The organism is Saccharopolyspora sp. 7B, from assembly GCF_020177435.1.
In the GTDB taxonomy this organism is placed as follows: domain Bacteria; phylum Actinomycetota; class Actinomycetes; order Mycobacteriales; family Pseudonocardiaceae; genus Saccharopolyspora_C; species Saccharopolyspora_C gregorii.
The window spans coordinates 1-15,071 of sequence record NZ_JAIUKC010000068.1; the positions used below are offsets into that span (position 1 = coordinate 1).

Consider the following 15,071-nt stretch of genomic DNA (forward strand, 5'->3'; position numbering starts at 1 on the left):
CCCGCGGCCTGCCCGGCGGCGGGCCGCCGGCCTCCCGGCCGGTCGCGGTCGTGGTGCTCGCCCCGGCGCCGACCAGGCCCCGGCGGCGCCCCCCCCCCCCCCCCCCCCCCCCCGGTTCCGCGTCGCCGCCACCGGACGATCCCGGTGGCGGGGTTCGCGACCCGCACGCCCCGCCTCCGCCCAGTGGGAGGGCGGGGCGTTCGCGCAGCGCAGCACAGGTGGTGCTGCACGATCACCGTGGAACAACGGCCCTCCAGGAGGAACCCAGTGACCGACGACGGCACGTCGGAAGACGGCTACGGGCGTGTGCTGCTCAAGCTGGGCGGTGAGATGTTCGGCGGTGGCGCCGTCGGCGTCGATCCGGACGTGGTGGGAACGGTGGCCAGGCAGATCGCCGAGGTCGTCGCGAGCGGGGTCGAGGTCGCCGTGGTCATCGGCGGCGGGAACTTCTTCCGCGGTGCGGAGCTGCAGCAGCGCGGCATGGAACGCGCCCGCGGCGACTACATGAGCATGCTGGGCACGGTGATGAACTGCCTGGCGCTGCAGGACTTCCTGGAGCGCGAGCACGACATCGACACCCGGGTGATGACGGCGATCGAGATGGGCCAGGTCGCCGAGCCGTACATCCCGCGCCGCGCGAGCAGGCACATGGAGAAGGGCCGCGTGGTCATCTTCGGTGCCGGTACCGGGATGCCGTACTTCTCCACCGACACCGCCGCCGCCCAGCGCGCGCTGGAGATCGGCTGCGAGGTCGTGCTGATGGCGAAGGCCGTCGACGGCGTCTACACCGCGGACCCGAAGACGGACCCGACGGCGGTGCGCTTCGACGCGGTCAGCCACCGCGAGGTGCTGGAGCGGGGCTTGAAGGTCGCCGACGCGACCGCGTTCAGCCTCTGCATGGACAACGCCATGCCGATCCTGGTGTTCAACCTCCTGCAGGAGGGCAACATCGCCCGCGCGGTTCGCGGTGAGAAGATCGGAACCCTGGTCAGCACCCCTGCCGCAGCGTCTGCGTGACGCTGCTGAGATCCTGATCGGGTCCGCTGACGACGCTTCACCGCGTCGCGCGGCGCGCACTGCACGTACATCGGCCGCCACACCTAAGGAGCAACCGTGATCGACGAGGCCCTCCTCGACGGCGAGGAGAAGATGGAGAAGGCGGTGCACGTGGCCAAGGACGATCTGGCCACGGTTCGCACCGGCCGTGCCAACCCGGCGATGTTCTCCGGCATCGTCGTCGACTACTACGGTTCGCCGACGCCGCTGAACCAGCTGGCCAGCGTCAGCGTGCCCGAAGCCCGGCTGGTCGTCATCAAGCCCTACGACTCCAGCCAGCTCGCGGCGATGGAGAAGGCCATCCGGGACTCGGACCTGGGCGTGAACCCGTCGAACGACGGTCAGCTGATCCGGATCGCGATCCCGCAGATGACCGAGGAGCGCCGCAAGGAGATGGTCAAGCTCGCCAAGCACAAGGGCGAGGAAGGCAAGATCACCATCCGCGGCATCCGGCGCAAGGTCAAGGAAGGCATCGACCGCGCGGTCAAGGACGGCGACGCGGGCGAGGACGAGGGCACGCGCGGTGAGAAGGAACTGGACAACCTCACCCACCGCTTCACGGCCCAGATCGATGAGCTCGTCAAGCACAAGGAAGCAGAGCTCCTCGAAGTTTGAGAGGCTGTCTTGCAACTGTGGTTCGCGGCTGCCGGGCCGCTTTCGCCGGCGGCGCCCGCGTGGGCGTCTGGTCGTTTCCGCTCGTGTCCGCCCGGGGTCAGGCCGCAGGCCGCCCGGGTGCCGGGTGTGCTGGACCCGGGCGACCTTCGGTGACGACCAGCCAGCGCGAAGGTGAGTCCGGGATGTCCGCTTCCGCACCGGACGAGCCGTCGCGTCCCTCCCGGGCGGGTCGTGATCTGCGGGCGGCGATCGCGGTGGGCGTCGTGCTGGGCGCCGCGGTGATCCTGTCGTTGCTGATGCTGCGGCACCTGTTCATCGGCATCGTCGCGGTGGCGGCCGCGGTGTCCACGGTGGAGCTGGCCGGGGCGCTGCGCCGCGGCGCGGACATCCGGGTGAGCATGCTGCCCGTGCTGGTGGGCGGGCAGCTGATGATCTGGTTGTCCTGGCCGTTCGGGCTGCGCGGCCTGCTGGTGGCGTTCACGATCACGACGTTGGGCTGCCTGGCGTGGCGGTTCCGGTTCGGCGTGGACGGTTATCTGCGCGATGTGACGGCGTCGGTGTTCACCGCCGCGTACGTCCCGATGTTCGCGTCGTTCGCGGCGATGCTGGCGGTGCCGTCGGACGGCGCGTTCCGCGCGCTGTGCTTCATGATCGGTGTGGTGGCCTCGGACACCGGTGGTTACGCGTTCGGCGTCCTGCTGGGCAAGCACCCGATGGCGCCGTCGATCAGCCCGAAGAAGTCCTGGGAGGGCTTCGCGGGTTCGATGCTGACGGGCGCCGTGGCGGGCGTGCTGTCGGTGGTGCTGCTGCTGGGCGGCGAGTGGTGGCAGGGCGCGCTGTTCGGCGCCGCGCTGGTGTGCAGCGCGACGCTGGGCGACCTGATGGAGTCGGTCATCAAGCGGGACCTGGGGATCAAGGACATGGGCAACATGCTGCCCGGTCACGGTGGCCTGATGGACCGGATGGATTCGCTGCTGCCGTCCGCGGTGGTGGCGTGGATGATGTTGTTCTGGCTGCTCCCGCAATGATCGGGTCGGTGCGGTGATCGGGTCGGGCGATCCGGCCCGGATCACGCCGAGTCCGAACATCTGGCACTGGCCGGACGTCTACGAGCGGGAGAACCGCGCGCAGGACGTGTCCGGCGCGCTGTGGGCGGCGTTGCGCGCGAGCTGCGACTGGTCCGGCGGCGACGTGGTGGACGTGGGCTGCGGCGACGGGTTCCACCTGGGGGTCTTCGCGGAGTCGGCGCGTTCGGTGGTGGGGGTGGAACCGCACCCGCCGCTGGTGGAGCGAGCGCGGTCGCGGGTGGCCGGGATGCCGGGGGTGGCGGTGCTGCAGGCTCCTGCGCAGCGGTTGCCGCTGGCCGGTGCCTGCGCGGACCTGGTGCACGCCCGGACCGCGTACTTCTTCGGACCGGGCTGCGAACCGGGGCTGGTGGAGGCCGAGCGGGTGCTGCGGCCGGGTGGCACGCTCGCGATCGTCGACCTGGACGGGTCGTGCTCGCCGTACGGCGACTGGATGCGCGCGGATTCACCGCGGTTCGACCCGGTCGCGGTGGAGCGGTTCTTCCAGCTGCACGGTTTCCGCAGCGAGTCGGTGCGCGCGGTGTGGCGGTTCGCGGACCGGGCCGAGCTGGCGGCGGTGCTGGGGATCGAGTTCTCGCCGAAGGTGGCGCGCCGGGCGTTGCGGCAGATCTCCGGCTGCGAGTTCGAAGTGGGTTATCGGGTGCGCATTCGCGCTCGTCCGGTGGGGCTGGTCCGGGGTTTTTGAACCGGTGCGCCGGCATTGCCGATTCGCGGTGCTCGAAGATTTCTTCCGAATACCGACCGGCACTCGCAGTGTCGGCAAAACACCTGGTCGGAGCGCGTGCCGGGTGATCAACGCGCGGGTGCCGACACGTAAAGTAGCGACATTTCCCGAACGGCTGGCAAGACCAACCGACCGGACGATCAAGACTTGTCGTGCACTCGGTCGCAGTCACGCCGAGGTGTCCGGACCGCGGTTCGGGCGCCCCCGAATGACGCCTTGTTCGCAGCGCTCCGTCGTGATCGACTTGTCTTGGTGACGGAGTGTGGTGCCCGCCGGGCTGATCCGGCGACGACCCCACCGCGGGCCGCGGTGCGGCGGCCGGGCCTCGATCGCGGTCTCGGGGCGAACTCCGAAGTGGCCGGGAACCGGCCGGATCCCGCCGCGAACACGTGCAACAGGAGCGACCAGATGGCCTTTCACGCGGGCGGACCGGTCACCGCGGGATTGAGCCAGGTCGCGCGGATGGACCGGCGCGAACGAGCCGGGCTCGTCCGGGAGCTGTCCCGGCAGCACCCGACCTTCCGGACGTTGTGGCGGCGGCTGATGCTGGCCAGGGCCGTCGCGTTCACCTCGGTGCTGGCCCTGGCGGTCGCGGTGGTGCTGCTGGTGCAGGACGAGGTGCCGGCGCGGTGGGTGTCGGTGCTGGTGCTCGGCGGGTTGGGCGGCTTCGCGCACGTCGCGATCGTGCTCACCGACCACCGGTTCGACCTGCTGCTCGCGGTGCTCGGCGCGCACCGCACCGACCAGTTGCACGACCGCCTCCTCGCCGACGAGCTCTACGGTTCGGGGACGTCCGAGGACGAGCGGGCGGAAGGGGAGGAGCCGCGGGCCGAGCACGACCGCCGCGCCTCCTGACCGGGGGTCAGCTGCGGATGGACAGCGTGCTCGCGATCTCGGTGCCGAGGAAGTGCGTCTCGGCCTCCGCCGGCTCCCCCACTCGCACCACGAGCGGGCCGCCGAACGGTTTGCGCTCCACGACCTCGATGCGCGCGCCGAGGATCATCCCGTGGTCGGTGAGGTAGCGCAGCAGCTCCGAATCCGTGTCCCAGACCCGCGCGATGGTGCCGACGGTGCCCGGTTCGACCTGGTCCAGCAGCCGGGTGGTGGGCTTCTCCACGACGCCGTCCGCGGTGGGGATGGGGTCGCCGTGCGGGTCGTGGGTGGGGTGGCCGAGCTTCGCGGCGATGTGCTCGATGAGCTCGTCGAAGACGGCGTGCTCCAGCCCGTCGGCCTCCGGGTGCACCTCGTCCCAGGTGTAGTCGAGCACCTCCACCAGGAACAGCTCCAGCAGCCGGTGCCTGCGCAGCACGTCGTAGGCGAGCCTGCGGCCTTCCGCGGTGAGTTCGACGCTGCGGTAGCGGATGTGCGTGACCAGCCCCAGCTGGGCCAGTTTGGTGATCATCCCGGAGACGGAGGAGGGGCTGAGCCCCAGCCGCTGCGTCAGCGTCGCGTTGGTCACGGCCACCCCGCGCTCGGTGAGCCCGTAGATCGCCCGGACGTAGTCCTCCACGGACGCCGAAGGGCGTTCGGCCATGCTCGTCATGGCCCCCACGATAGGAGACCGGGTGGTGCCACGAGTGGGTGGACTATCCGGCGGTGGCGGCCTCCGCGCGCCGCGCGCGCCGCCGCAGCAGCTCCCGGAACAGCCCCTGCCCGGGTGCGAACAGGTAGGTGAGCAGGAACAGCGCGGCCTGGCAGCACACGATCATCCCGCCGGTCGAGGTGTCCAGGTGGAAGCTCAGGTAGGTGCCCGCGATCCCGCTGCCGACCGACAGCGCCGCGGCCACCGCCAGCATCCGGGGGAAGCGCCTGGTCAGCAGGAACGCGGTCGCCCCTGGCGTGATCAGCATCGCGGTCACCAGGATGACGCCGACGGCCTGCAGCGCGACGACCACGGTCAGCGCCAGCATCGTCAGCAGCAGCGCGCCGATCCGCCGCGGCTGCAGCCCGATGGCGTGCGCGTGGGTGGGGTCGAACGCGTACAGCGTGAGGTCGCGCCGCTTCAGCACCGCCACCGCCAGCGTGATCGCGCTGATCACCAGCACCTGCGCGATGTCGCCGTCGGTGACGCCGAGGACGTTGCCGAACAGGATGTGGTTGAGGTCGACCTGGCTGGGGATCCGCGAGATCAGCACCACGCCCAGCGCGAAGAGCCCGGTGAACACCACGCCGATCGCGGTGTCGCCCTTGAGCTTCGTGGTGCCGCGCACCGCACCGATCATGGCCACGGACAGGCCGCCGAACAGGAACGCGCCGACGGAGAACGGCAGCGCGAACACGTAGGCCAGCACCACACCGGGCAGCACGGCGTGCGAGACGGCGTCGCCGAGCAGCGACCAGCCGATCAGCGTCACCCAGCAGGACAGCACGGCGCACACCAGTGCCGCCACCACGCTGACCAGCAGCGCGCGCCGCATGAAGCCGAACTGCAGCGGTTCCAGCAGCCAGATCGCGAGGTCGTTCATCGGACTCCTCCCGGCACGCCGAAGGTGCGGGCCAGCACTTCGGGGGCGAGCACGTCGTCGACGGGGCCGTGGGCGAGGACCCGCTGGTGCAGCAGCACGGCCTCGTCGCACAGCGCGGGGGCGCCGGCCAGGTCGTGCGTGGAGATCATGATGGTGCGGCCTTCGTCGCGCAGTCCCCGCAGCAGGTCGGCGATCATCGCCTCGGAACCCTTGTCCACCCCGGCGAACGGTTCGTCGAGCAGCAGCAGCTCGGCGCCCTGGGCGATCCCGCGGGCGACGAAGGCGCGCTTGCGCTGGCCGCCGGAGAGCGCGCCGATGGGATTGCGCGCGAGGTCGGTGAGCCCGACGCGGTCCAGCGCCTCGGCGACCGCGGCCCGGTCGGCGGGCCGGGCGCGGCGGGTGATCCCCATCCGCCCGTAGCGGCCCATCAGCACCACGTCGGCGACGGTGACGGGAAACGTGGCGTCGATCGCCTCGGACTGCGGTACGTAGGCGACGAGTCCGTCGCGGCGGGCGCGCTTCGGGTCGCGGCCGAGCAGCCGGATCTCGCCGCGGTCGGGGCGCACCAGCCCCATCAGCGCTTTGAACAGGGTGGACTTGCCGGATCCGTTGACCCCGAGCAGCCCGCAGACCTGCCCGGAGGCGATGTCCACGCTCACGTCGTCGAGGGCGAGCGCTTCGCGGTAGGAGACGGTCACGTGCCGGGCCTGCACGCTCATCGGGCACCTCCGGAGAGTCCGGCGACGATGGTCTCGGCGTCGTGGCGCAGCAGGTCGAGGTAGGTGGGCACGGGCCCGCCGGGTTCGGACAGCGAGTCGACGTAGAGGGTGCCGCCGAGCCGCGCCCCCGTCTCCTCGGCCACCTGGCGCTGCGCCTTGTCGTTCACGGTCGATTCGCAGAACACGGCGGGCACCTGCCGCTGCTGCACGAAGCGGGTGGTGTTCTTGATCTGCTGCGGGGTGCCTTCGGAGTCGCTGTTGACCGGCCACAGGTACGCCTCCTGCAGGCCCGCGTCCCTGGTCAGGTAGGAGAAGGCGCCTTCGCAGGTGACCAGCGCGCGCTGCCGCGCGGGGATCCGGTCGAGCTCGGTGCGCAGGTAGCGCTCGATCTCGTCGAGCCGCCGGGTGTAGTCGTCGGCGTTGGCGCGGAACTCGGCGGCGTGCGCGGGGTCGATCCGGCTGAGCGCGTCGCGGATGTTCGCGACGTAGGTCTTGGCGTTGCGCGGGGACATCCAGGCGTGCGGATTGGCGGCGCCGCGGGTGCCGCCCGCGGCGACCGGGATCGGGTCGACGCCTTCGCTCAGGGTCACGTGCGGGGCTTCGCTGCGTTCGACGAACTGGGCGAACCAGCTCTCCAGGCCGAGGCCGTTGTCCAGCACCAGGTCGGACTTCGCGGCGGTGAGCAGGTCGCTGGGCGTGGGTTCGTAGCCGTGCACCTCGGCGCCGGGCTTGGTGATCGAGTCGACGGTGATCCGGTCGCCCGCGACGGCCCTGGTCATGTCGGCGAGGACGGTGAAGGTGGTGACCACCGAGGGCTTGCCGTCCTCGGCCCGTCCGAGCCCGGCGTCGCACCCGGCGACGAGCGGCAGCGCGGCGGCCAGCGCGGCGATCCCGGCCGCGGCACGCCTGCCGCTCCGGAAAGTTCGCCACACTGGGGAGTGAAGTTTCGGCATGCCGAAACCTTAGCGGACGCGCTCCGGGCGGACCAGGGCCGCCGGTCCCGGCGTGCCGACCCGGACGTGCCGACGGGGCTCGCCTCGGGCCGTGGGACACTGGTGGGCGCTATGTCGACTTCACTTCCGCTGGTCTTCGACGCGCCCAAGCGCGGCCTGCCCCCTCGTCACCTCGCCGACCTGTCGGTCGAGGAGCGCCGCGCCGCGGTGGGCGAGCTCGGGGAGAAGCCGTTCCGCGCGAAGCAGCTCGCGCACCACTACTTCGGCCGGCTCAACGCCGACGTGGAGTCGATGACCGACATCCCCGCGGCGAGCCGGGCCAAGCTCGGCGCGGACCTGCTGCCCACCCTGCTCACGCAGGTGCGGACGCTGGACACCGACGAGGGCACCACCCGCAAGACGCTGTGGCGGGCGCACGACGGCACGCTCATCGAGAGCGTCCTGATGCGCTACACCGACCGCGCCACCGTCTGCATCTCCAGCCAGGCGGGCTGCGGCATGGCCTGCCCGTTCTGCGCGACCGGGCAGGGCGGGCTGCAGCGGAACCTGTCCACCGCGGAGATCGTGGACCAGGTGCGTACCGCGGCCGCGATGCTGCGCGACGGCGAAGTGCCCGGCGGACCGGGCCGGCTGTCCAACGTGGTGTTCATGGGCATGGGTGAGCCGCTGGCGAACTACAAGCGGGTGATCTCCGCGGTGCGCCGCATCTGCGACCCCGCGCCGGAGGGCCTGGGCCTGTCGCAGCGTTCGGTGACGGTCTCCACCGTGGGCCTGGTGCCCGCGATCAAGCGGATGACCGAGGAACAGCTGCACGTGACGCTGGCGGTGTCGCTGCACACCCCGGACGACGAGCTGCGGGACACGCTGGTGCCGGTGAACAACCGCTGGAAGGTCGCCGAGGTGCTGGAGGCGGCGCGCGGCTACGCCGACCACACCGGTCGCCGGGTGTCGATCGAGTACGCGCTGATCCGGGACATCAACGACCAGCCGTGGCGCGCGGACCTGCTGGGCAAGCTGCTGCACAAGCACCTCGGCCAGTTCGCGCACGTGAACCTGATCCCGCTGAACCCGACGCCGGGCAGCAAATGGGACGCCTCGCCGAAGCCGGTGCAGCGCGAGTTCGTGCAGCGCGTCCGGGACGCGGGCGTGCCGTGCACCGTCCGCGACACCCGCGGCCAGGAGATCGCGGCGGCCTGCGGGCAGCTCGCCGCCGAGGCCTGACCTCGGCGATTCCCGGCGGCCTCGCGCGCGGTGAGCCGTGCTCGGCCGACCGCCGCGATGCCCGCCGCGCGCGAGCCCGGATCACCTCCGCCGGAGACCGTCGCCGCCCCGCTTCATCAAGTCGGATGATCCGGATCGGTGGAGCCGCGGAGCACCGCGCCACCGGTGTGGTTGCCGCCGCACGTACTCGCCCGGTGTCGAACGCCCGTCGTTGACCTGCGCGGACGGTGCCGGGCGAGCCGCTGCGACACCCGCACCTCCGCAGCCGGGAGGACATCGGCGCACCCCGCGCAAGGGGTGTCCATCGACCGTGTGGGGCCTCTGGAAAAACGCGCCGCGCGGAGATCATGCTGGTCGTGGTCCCGGCGATGCCGGATCGCTCGGCCCGATGTCGAGACCCCCCGACCGGCATCGGGCCGTGGGGGGGGGGGGGGGGGGGGGGCGGCCCCCCCCCCCCCCCCCCCCCGCCGCGGCCCCCCCCCCCGCGCGGGCCGCGCCGGGGGGGCCCCTCGTAAACCCCGGCCGGCGGGCAGTTCGGGCGGGGCGGGCCCCGGGGTTGGGGGGCGGCCGCGCCCCGTGGGCCCCCCCCCCCCCCGGGCTGGGGGCCGTCGCCGGCCGGACAGTGCTCCCTTCCCCTCGCACCGCACTGTCCGGCCGGCCTCCCGTCCGGGTCAGCTCACCTCGGCGAGCTTCCCGGTGGCGACGTCGAAGACGAACCCGCGCACCGAGCCCTTCTTCGGGATGAACGGGTCGTCGAGGATCCGCCGCAGCGAGCGCCGGACGTCCTCGGCGACGTCGGCGAACGCCTCCGCGGCCCACTCCGGTTCGGCCCCGACCTCCTGCCGGAGGGTGGCGGCGAACTCCTCGTCGGTGAACGTCAGCATCCCGCAGTCGGTGTGGTGGACGAGCACGATCTCCTCGGTGCCGAGCAGGCGTTGGCTGATCGCGAGCGACCGGACCTCGTCCGCGGTGATCACCCCGCCCGCGTTGCGGATCACGTGCGCCTCGCCTTCGCGCAGGCCGAGCGCGCGGTAGACGTCCAGCCGGGCGTCCATGCAGGCCACCACGGCGACGTGCTTGGACGGCGGGAGGGGGAGCGGGCCCTCGAAGCCCGCGGCGTAGACCTCGTTGTTGCGGAGCAGTTCATCGGTGACCGACATGATCGGTGACCTCCTCGTCGTGCTGGATGGCCGGCGTGCCGAGCGGGAGCGGCCGCGCACTTCGCTGCGCGCCCCGCCGACACGCCTGGTCGAACAGCGATCCGCGCCGGGTCGGCCAGAACGGGGTGAGCACCGCACCGGTCATGCGCCCACTCCAGGCGCTACGAGCGGTGCGCGCAAGGGCACGCCACGTGGTGGGACGCCGCGGTCACCCGTGCGGCGGAGCGCTGCCGGAGGTGCTCAGCGTCGCCGCGTCCGGCGGCCAGGCGATGCACTCGCCGATCGCGTCGCCGATGCCCGCGCGCGGCTCGGCCGAACCGGGAACCGTCACCGCGCCGTCCCGCAGCGCCTCCCGCAAGGCCAGCAGCACGCAGAGCTCGTAGCCGGTCCGGTCCACCCGGCCGGTCCGGTCCACCACGCCCTCCAACCAGCCCGCGGGCACCACGCCGCGCACGGGGACGTCCAGGCCGGACGGCAGGTAGCGGCCCTCGCCCCACACCCGGGTGGGGCCGTCGACCAGTTCCCCCAGCGCCGCCAGCAGCGGCCACCGGCGCCGGTCGCTGCTGCGGAAGTCCAGGACGTGCAGCAGCGCGGACAGCAGCTGCCGGTGGTCGGAGGTGTAGGTGATGTGCAACGCGGCCCGCGCGGCCCGTCCCCGGTCCGGCTCGGCGGAACGCCGCAGCAGCGCGTCCGCGTGCTCCTCGGGGGGCGACCAGCGCCGCCAGCGCCCGTCGGGCGGTGCGCCCGCGGCGCGCAACCGGGCGCCGGCGCGGGACCGCAGCTCGTCGATCAGGGTCAGCAGCACGCCCAGCAGCTCGCGGGTCAGCTCGCCCTGCCGGTGCCAGCACAGCGCGGCCAGCAGGGACAGCCGGGCGTTCGTCGACTCGGTGGGCAAGCCGTTCAGCGCCCGGTGCCGCCAGCAGTCGACGGTTTCGAGCGGGACGTCGGCGAACACGTCCGGTGGCAGCCGCAGCTCCCGCAGCCGGTCGAGGCGCTCTATCTCGTGGAGCACCTCGGGCAGCCGTTCCGGCGCCCGGTCCCCACCCACCTCGTCCAGGAAGGAGTCGGGCAACCGGAGGGAGCGGACGGCGCTGAGCTCGTCCAGCTCCAGGCAGAGCGCGTGCGCGTCGATCCGCGCGGGATCGGCCAGGAACTCGTGCGGTATCCGGTCGCGGCCCCGGGCACCCAGCAATCCGGCGAGCTCCTCGCCCGCCGCCCCCAGACGTGCCAAGACCCACCGGTGCAGTTGCGGCTCCGGGTAATGGCCCACGAAGCGAAACGTAGACCTCCCGTGGCAAACCCGATCGGGCGACCTCTGCTCAACCGCTGATCATCATCGCAGGTCGAGTCGGGGTCCGCTCCGCCGAGCGGGTGCCGGGTGCCACTCGAACGTCCCAACCGGGGCAAGTCCCCGGGTGACGCACCGCGTCAGCGGCGGAAGCCCTTGCGGCGGCGGCGCAGGTCGGCCAGCAGGCCGATCGCGACGATCACGGCGATGCCGATCAGCCAGATGTCCTCGGTCTTGAAGGCGTGGCCGCCGCTGAGGATGCCCTGGTGGTTGCCCACCAGCATGATCAGCAGGGCGAAGACGGTGAACCAGCCGGCGATCTGGGTGCCCTTGGGGAACCCGCCGTGCCAGCCCCACTCGACCGACGGCTCGTCTGCCGGGTCGATGGCCTGACTGGGCTTGGTGTCCAGTTCCGTGCTCGCCACGTACCCTCCTGCGCCACAACCCGCCACCGGGGCGGTTGAACCTGCTACTCGGCGCGGCACGCGCCACGCGTAGCCCATCTTCGCATAGCTCGAGCGCGCGCCGGTGCGCTGGTGGCGCAGCCCCGGCACAGCGCAAAGCCGCGGAACGGGCGAACCCGTTCCGCGGCTTCCTGGGAGTGGACGGAGAGCGCTAGCCCCCCTTGGCGGCCTTCCCGGTCCTGCTGACGATCAACCGGTAGATGCCCAGCACGATGATCGCGCCCACGATGGCCAGCAGCCACGTCCGCCACGACCAGAAGCTGCCCAGTCCGACGTGGAACACCCAGTTCCCGATCAGGCCACCGACGAAAGCCCCGACCACGCCCAGCAGCAAGGTGACGAGGATCCCGCCCGGATCCTTGCCCGGCATGATCAATTTGGCGATGGCGCCCACGATGAGCCCGAGAACGATCCATCCGATGATGCCCATGGCGCTACCCCTTCCTGCCTGGTGTGTGAACGCTGTGCCAGCGGCGCGGACCGCTGGTTCAGGCGTCCGGTGCTCGGGGCCTACCCCCCGATCGTGACGCTGATCGCGGATTCGCGCACCGCGAGCGACCGGCGACCACCTGCTTCGGGGAGAATGGGCGGTGATGGACACCGCGACCCCCGCTTCGAGCGCGCGCCCCGAATCCCCCGTCCCCGCGAGCGGCCAGGCAGGCGCCGCCGAGTCGAACGCCGCGCGCGGGACTCCGCGCAGCGTGCTGATCCTCGGTTCCACGGGGTCGATCGGGACCCAGGCGCTGGACGTGATCCGGAACAACCCCGGCCGGTTCCGCGTCGCGGGCCTCGCCGCCGGGGGCAGCGACCCGGCCGCGCTGGCCGCGCAGGCGCTGGAGTTCGAGGTCGAGGCGGTCGCCGTCGCCAAGGGCACCGCGGCCGAGGACGTACAGCTGGCGCTGTACGCGGAGGCGCAGCGGCTCGGCTACTCCACCGGCGGGTTCCGGATGCCGCGGCTGCTGGCCGGGCCGGACTCGACGACCGAGCTGGTGCAGAGCACCCCGGCCGACGTGGTGCTCAACGCGGTGGACGGCTCGCGCGGGCTGAAGCCGACCCTGGCCGCGCTGGAGACGGGCGCGACGCTGGCGCTGGCGAACAAGGAATCGCTGGTCGCGGGTGGCTCGCTGGTGCTGCGGGCGGCGAAGCCCGGCCAGATCGTGCCGGTGGACTCCGAGCACTCCGCGCTGGCGCAGTGCCTGGCGGGCGGCCGGGCCGACGAGGTGGACCGGCTGGTGCTGACCGCCTCGGGCGGGCCGTTCCGCGGCCGCAGCCGCGCGGAGCTGGAAGGCGTCACGCTGGAGCAGGCGCTCAAGCACCCGACCTGGGCGATGGGCACCGTCGTCACGATCAACTCGGCGACGCTGGTGAACAAGGGCCTGGAACTGATCGAGGCGCGGCTGCTGTTCGACGTCGGCTACGACCGGATCGACGTGGTGGTGCACCCGCAGTCGATCGTGCACTCGATGGTCACCTTCGTGGACGGCTCGACGCTGGCGCAGGCCAGCCCGCCGAACATGCGGCTGCCGATCGCGCTCGGCCTGGACTGGCCGAACCGGATAGCGAAGGCCGCGCCGCCGCTGTCGTTCACCGAGGCGTCCTCGTGGACGTTCGAACCGCTCGACGACGAGGCGTTCCCCGCGGTCTCGCTGGCCCGGCACGCCGGTTCCACCGGCGGCTGCCTGCCCGCGATCTTCAACGCGGCGAACGAGGAGGCGCTGGCCGCGTTCGTCGGAGGGAACAGTGGTTTCACCGGCATCGTGCAGACTGTGGAGCGGACCCTCGCGGCGGCCGACCAGTGGCGCGGTGAACCGCAGGGCGTGGACGAGGTCTTCGCAGCAGAGGAGTGGGCCCGAGTGAAATCCCGCGAGCTCGTAGCGGCAGGGAAGGTGCAGTGATGCTGGTCATCGTCGGCATCGTCCTGTTCTTCGTCGGACTGCTGCTGTCCATCGCCTGGCATGAGCTCGGTCACCTGCTCACCGCGAAGATGTTCGGCGTCAAGGTCACCCAGTACATGGTCGGCTTCGGCCGGACCGTCTGGTCGCGCAAGACGGCGGAGACCGAGTACGGGGTGAAGCTGATCCCGTTCGGCGGCTTCATCCGCATGATCGGCATGTTCCCGCCGAAGCGGGACGAGGAGTACGGGCGCACCGCCTCCTCCGCGCCGTGGCGGGTGATGATCGAGGACGCCCGGGAGGCCGCGGCCGAGGAGGTCACCCCCGAGGACGCGCACCGGCAGTTCTACCAGCGCAAACCGTGGAAGCGGATCATCGTTATGGCCGCCGGGCCGATCATGAACCTGATCCTCGCGGTGCTCATCTTCGCCGGGATCCTGATGGGCTACGGCAAGGCCGAGCTCACCACCTCGGTCTCGTCGATCAGCGAGTGCGTGGTGTCCGCCGACGCGCAGGACAAGGGCACCTGCCCGCCGGGGGCGCCGCCGTCGCCCGCCGCGGCCGCCGGGTTCCGGCCCGGCGACAAGATCGTCGAGTTCGACGGCAAGCCCTATGGCTCGTGGACGGAGCTGCAGAAGGCCATCCGCGGCTCCGCCGGCTCGGTCCCGATCGTGGTGGAACGCGGTGACCAGCGCCTCACCCTGCACGCCGACCTGATCCAGGACAGGCGGCCCGCGCTGGACGACCCGAAGCGGACCGAGGTCGTCGGATTCCTCGGGCTCACCCCGGACCAGGTCATGGTCCGCCAGGACGTCGGCGGCGTGGTCCGCACGATCGGCGGGTTCGTCAGCCTCACCGCGCAGAAGATCGTGGAGCTGCCGCAGCGGGTGCCGGACCTCATCTCCGCCATCGGCGGCAGCGAGCGGTCCGCGGATTCGCCGGTGGGCATCGTCGGGGCCAGTCGCATCGGCGGCGAGGTGCTGTCGATGGACCAGGTGTCGGTGGGCGCGCGGCTGATCACGATGCTGAACCTGCTGGCCGCGGTGAACCTCTCGCTGTTCGTGATGAACATGCTGCCGATCCTGCCGCTGGACGGCGGGCACATCGCCGGTGCGCTGTGGGAATCGGTGCGCCGCGGCTTCGCGAAGCTGGTGCGCAGGCCGGACCCGGGCCCGTTCGACACGGCGCGGCTGATGCCGCTGGCCTACGGGGTGACGTTGGTCTTCATCGCCTATTCGCTGCTGGTGCTCGTCGCCGACGTGGTGAACCCGGTGACGCTGATGTAGCGCTGCCGGGTGAACCGCCGGTGAACCCCGGGCGGCATCGCGCCGAGTGCCCTCCGTCGATCACGCCGGGTGATCAGTCCAGGGGTGAACCTTGCCCGTCCGGGGGAGTGGCTATCGGTATCGTGGTTCGGGGAACGGCGTGC

The 15,071-nt window shown here is 71.9% G+C and carries 17 protein-coding genes; 8 read left to right on the top strand and 9 right to left on the bottom strand.

The window, feature by feature from the left end; all coding sequences use genetic code 11:
• The first annotated feature begins 267 nt into the window (after nt 1–267).
• The 5 genes from pyrH (at nt 268) to LCD33_RS12555 (ending at nt 4,335) form a co-directional block, all read left to right on the top strand.
• The gene (gene pyrH / locus LCD33_RS12535; protein WP_224960006.1) at nt 268–1,017 is read left to right on the top strand and encodes a UMP kinase; all 750 of its coding nucleotides are present in this window, start codon (nt 268–270) and stop codon (nt 1,015–1,017) included.
• 96 nt (nt 1,018–1,113) lie between these two features.
• The gene (gene frr / locus LCD33_RS12540) at nt 1,114–1,671 is read left to right on the top strand and encodes a ribosome recycling factor (RefSeq protein WP_224960007.1); all 558 of its coding nucleotides are present in this window, start codon (nt 1,114–1,116) and stop codon (nt 1,669–1,671) included.
• A 182-nt stretch (nt 1,672–1,853) separates the two neighbouring features.
• On the top strand, nt 1,854–2,699 hold the full coding sequence (locus tag LCD33_RS12545) for a phosphatidate cytidylyltransferase (RefSeq protein WP_224960008.1): 846 nt from the start codon (nt 1,854–1,856) through the stop codon (nt 2,697–2,699).
• 13 nt (nt 2,700–2,712) lie between these two features.
• Nucleotides 2,713–3,441 (top strand): class I SAM-dependent methyltransferase, encoded by a 729-nt coding sequence (locus LCD33_RS12550; RefSeq protein ID WP_224960009.1) that lies wholly within the window; start codon nt 2,713–2,715, stop codon nt 3,439–3,441.
• Nucleotides 3,442–3,888: 447 nt separating this feature from the next.
• On the top strand, nt 3,889–4,335 hold the full coding sequence (locus LCD33_RS12555) for a hypothetical protein (RefSeq protein ID WP_224967001.1): 447 nt from the start codon (nt 3,889–3,891) through the stop codon (nt 4,333–4,335).
• Between the two features lie 7 nt (nt 4,336–4,342).
• Here LCD33_RS12555 and LCD33_RS12560 read toward each other — a convergent pair whose 3' ends face one another.
• From LCD33_RS12560 to LCD33_RS12575, 4 genes are read right to left on the bottom strand one after another with little or no spacing between them, the layout of a single operon-like run.
• Nucleotides 4,343–5,014, bottom strand: a complete 672-nt coding sequence (locus LCD33_RS12560) for a metal-dependent transcriptional regulator (RefSeq protein ID WP_374228463.1) — start codon at nt 5,012–5,014, stop codon at nt 4,343–4,345.
• A gap of 52 nt (nt 5,015–5,066) precedes the next feature.
• Nucleotides 5,067–5,945 (bottom strand): metal ABC transporter permease, encoded by an 879-nt coding sequence (locus LCD33_RS12565; protein WP_224960013.1) that lies wholly within the window; start codon nt 5,943–5,945, stop codon nt 5,067–5,069.
• On the bottom strand, nt 5,942–6,664 hold the full coding sequence (locus LCD33_RS12570) for a metal ABC transporter ATP-binding protein (protein ID WP_224960015.1): 723 nt from the start codon (nt 6,662–6,664) through the stop codon (nt 5,942–5,944). The genes LCD33_RS12565 and LCD33_RS12570 overlap by 4 nt, the downstream gene beginning before the upstream one ends.
• Entirely contained in the window at nt 6,661–7,596 is a 936-nt protein-coding gene (locus LCD33_RS12575) for a metal ABC transporter substrate-binding protein (RefSeq protein ID WP_224966999.1), read from the bottom strand. Before LCD33_RS12575 ends, LCD33_RS12570 begins: the two co-directional genes overlap by 4 nt.
• A 132-nt stretch (nt 7,597–7,728) precedes the next feature.
• Between LCD33_RS12575 and rlmN the strand changes: the two genes are divergently transcribed.
• A complete protein-coding gene (gene rlmN, locus LCD33_RS12580; protein WP_224966998.1) occupies nt 7,729–8,838 on the top strand; it encodes a 23S rRNA (adenine(2503)-C(2))-methyltransferase RlmN in 1,110 nt (369 codons plus the stop codon).
• Between the two features lie 671 nt (nt 8,839–9,509).
• Here the strand turns inward: rlmN and LCD33_RS12585 are convergent.
• The 5 genes from LCD33_RS12585 to LCD33_RS12605 form a co-directional block, all read right to left on the bottom strand.
• The gene (locus LCD33_RS12585) at nt 9,510–9,998 is read right to left on the bottom strand and encodes a carbonic anhydrase (protein WP_224963280.1); all 489 of its coding nucleotides are present in this window, start codon (nt 9,996–9,998) and stop codon (nt 9,510–9,512) included.
• Nucleotides 9,982–10,143, bottom strand: a complete 162-nt coding sequence (locus LCD33_RS12590; RefSeq protein ID WP_224963278.1) for a hypothetical protein — start codon at nt 10,141–10,143, stop codon at nt 9,982–9,984. Before LCD33_RS12590 ends, LCD33_RS12585 begins: the two co-directional genes overlap by 17 nt.
• Nucleotides 10,144–10,206: 63 nt before the next feature.
• On the bottom strand, nt 10,207–11,229 hold the full coding sequence (locus LCD33_RS12595) for a hypothetical protein (protein ID WP_224963276.1): 1,023 nt from the start codon (nt 11,227–11,229) through the stop codon (nt 10,207–10,209).
• Nucleotides 11,230–11,426: 197 nt separating this feature from the next.
• Entirely contained in the window at nt 11,427–11,711 is a 285-nt protein-coding gene (locus tag LCD33_RS12600) for a DUF2631 domain-containing protein (RefSeq protein WP_224963274.1), read from the bottom strand.
• A 190-nt stretch (nt 11,712–11,901) separates the two neighbouring features.
• Nucleotides 11,902–12,180 carry a GlsB/YeaQ/YmgE family stress response membrane protein gene (locus LCD33_RS12605; RefSeq protein WP_224956838.1) on the bottom strand — a complete coding sequence of 93 codons (279 nt, stop codon included), beginning with the start codon at nt 12,178–12,180 and terminating at the stop codon, nt 11,902–11,904.
• A 271-nt stretch (nt 12,181–12,451) separates the two neighbouring features.
• On the opposite strand from LCD33_RS12605, the gene dxr reads away from it, so the two are divergent.
• Both dxr and LCD33_RS12615 read left to right on the top strand, forming a co-directional pair.
• On the top strand, nt 12,452–13,645 hold the full coding sequence (gene dxr / locus LCD33_RS12610) for a 1-deoxy-D-xylulose-5-phosphate reductoisomerase (protein WP_224956846.1): 1,194 nt from the start codon (nt 12,452–12,454) through the stop codon (nt 13,643–13,645).
• Nucleotides 13,645–14,928, top strand: a complete 1,284-nt coding sequence (locus LCD33_RS12615) for an RIP metalloprotease (RefSeq protein WP_224956836.1) — start codon at nt 13,645–13,647, stop codon at nt 14,926–14,928. Before dxr ends, LCD33_RS12615 begins: the two co-directional genes overlap by 1 nt.
• Nucleotides 14,929–15,071: the final 143 nt, after the last annotated feature.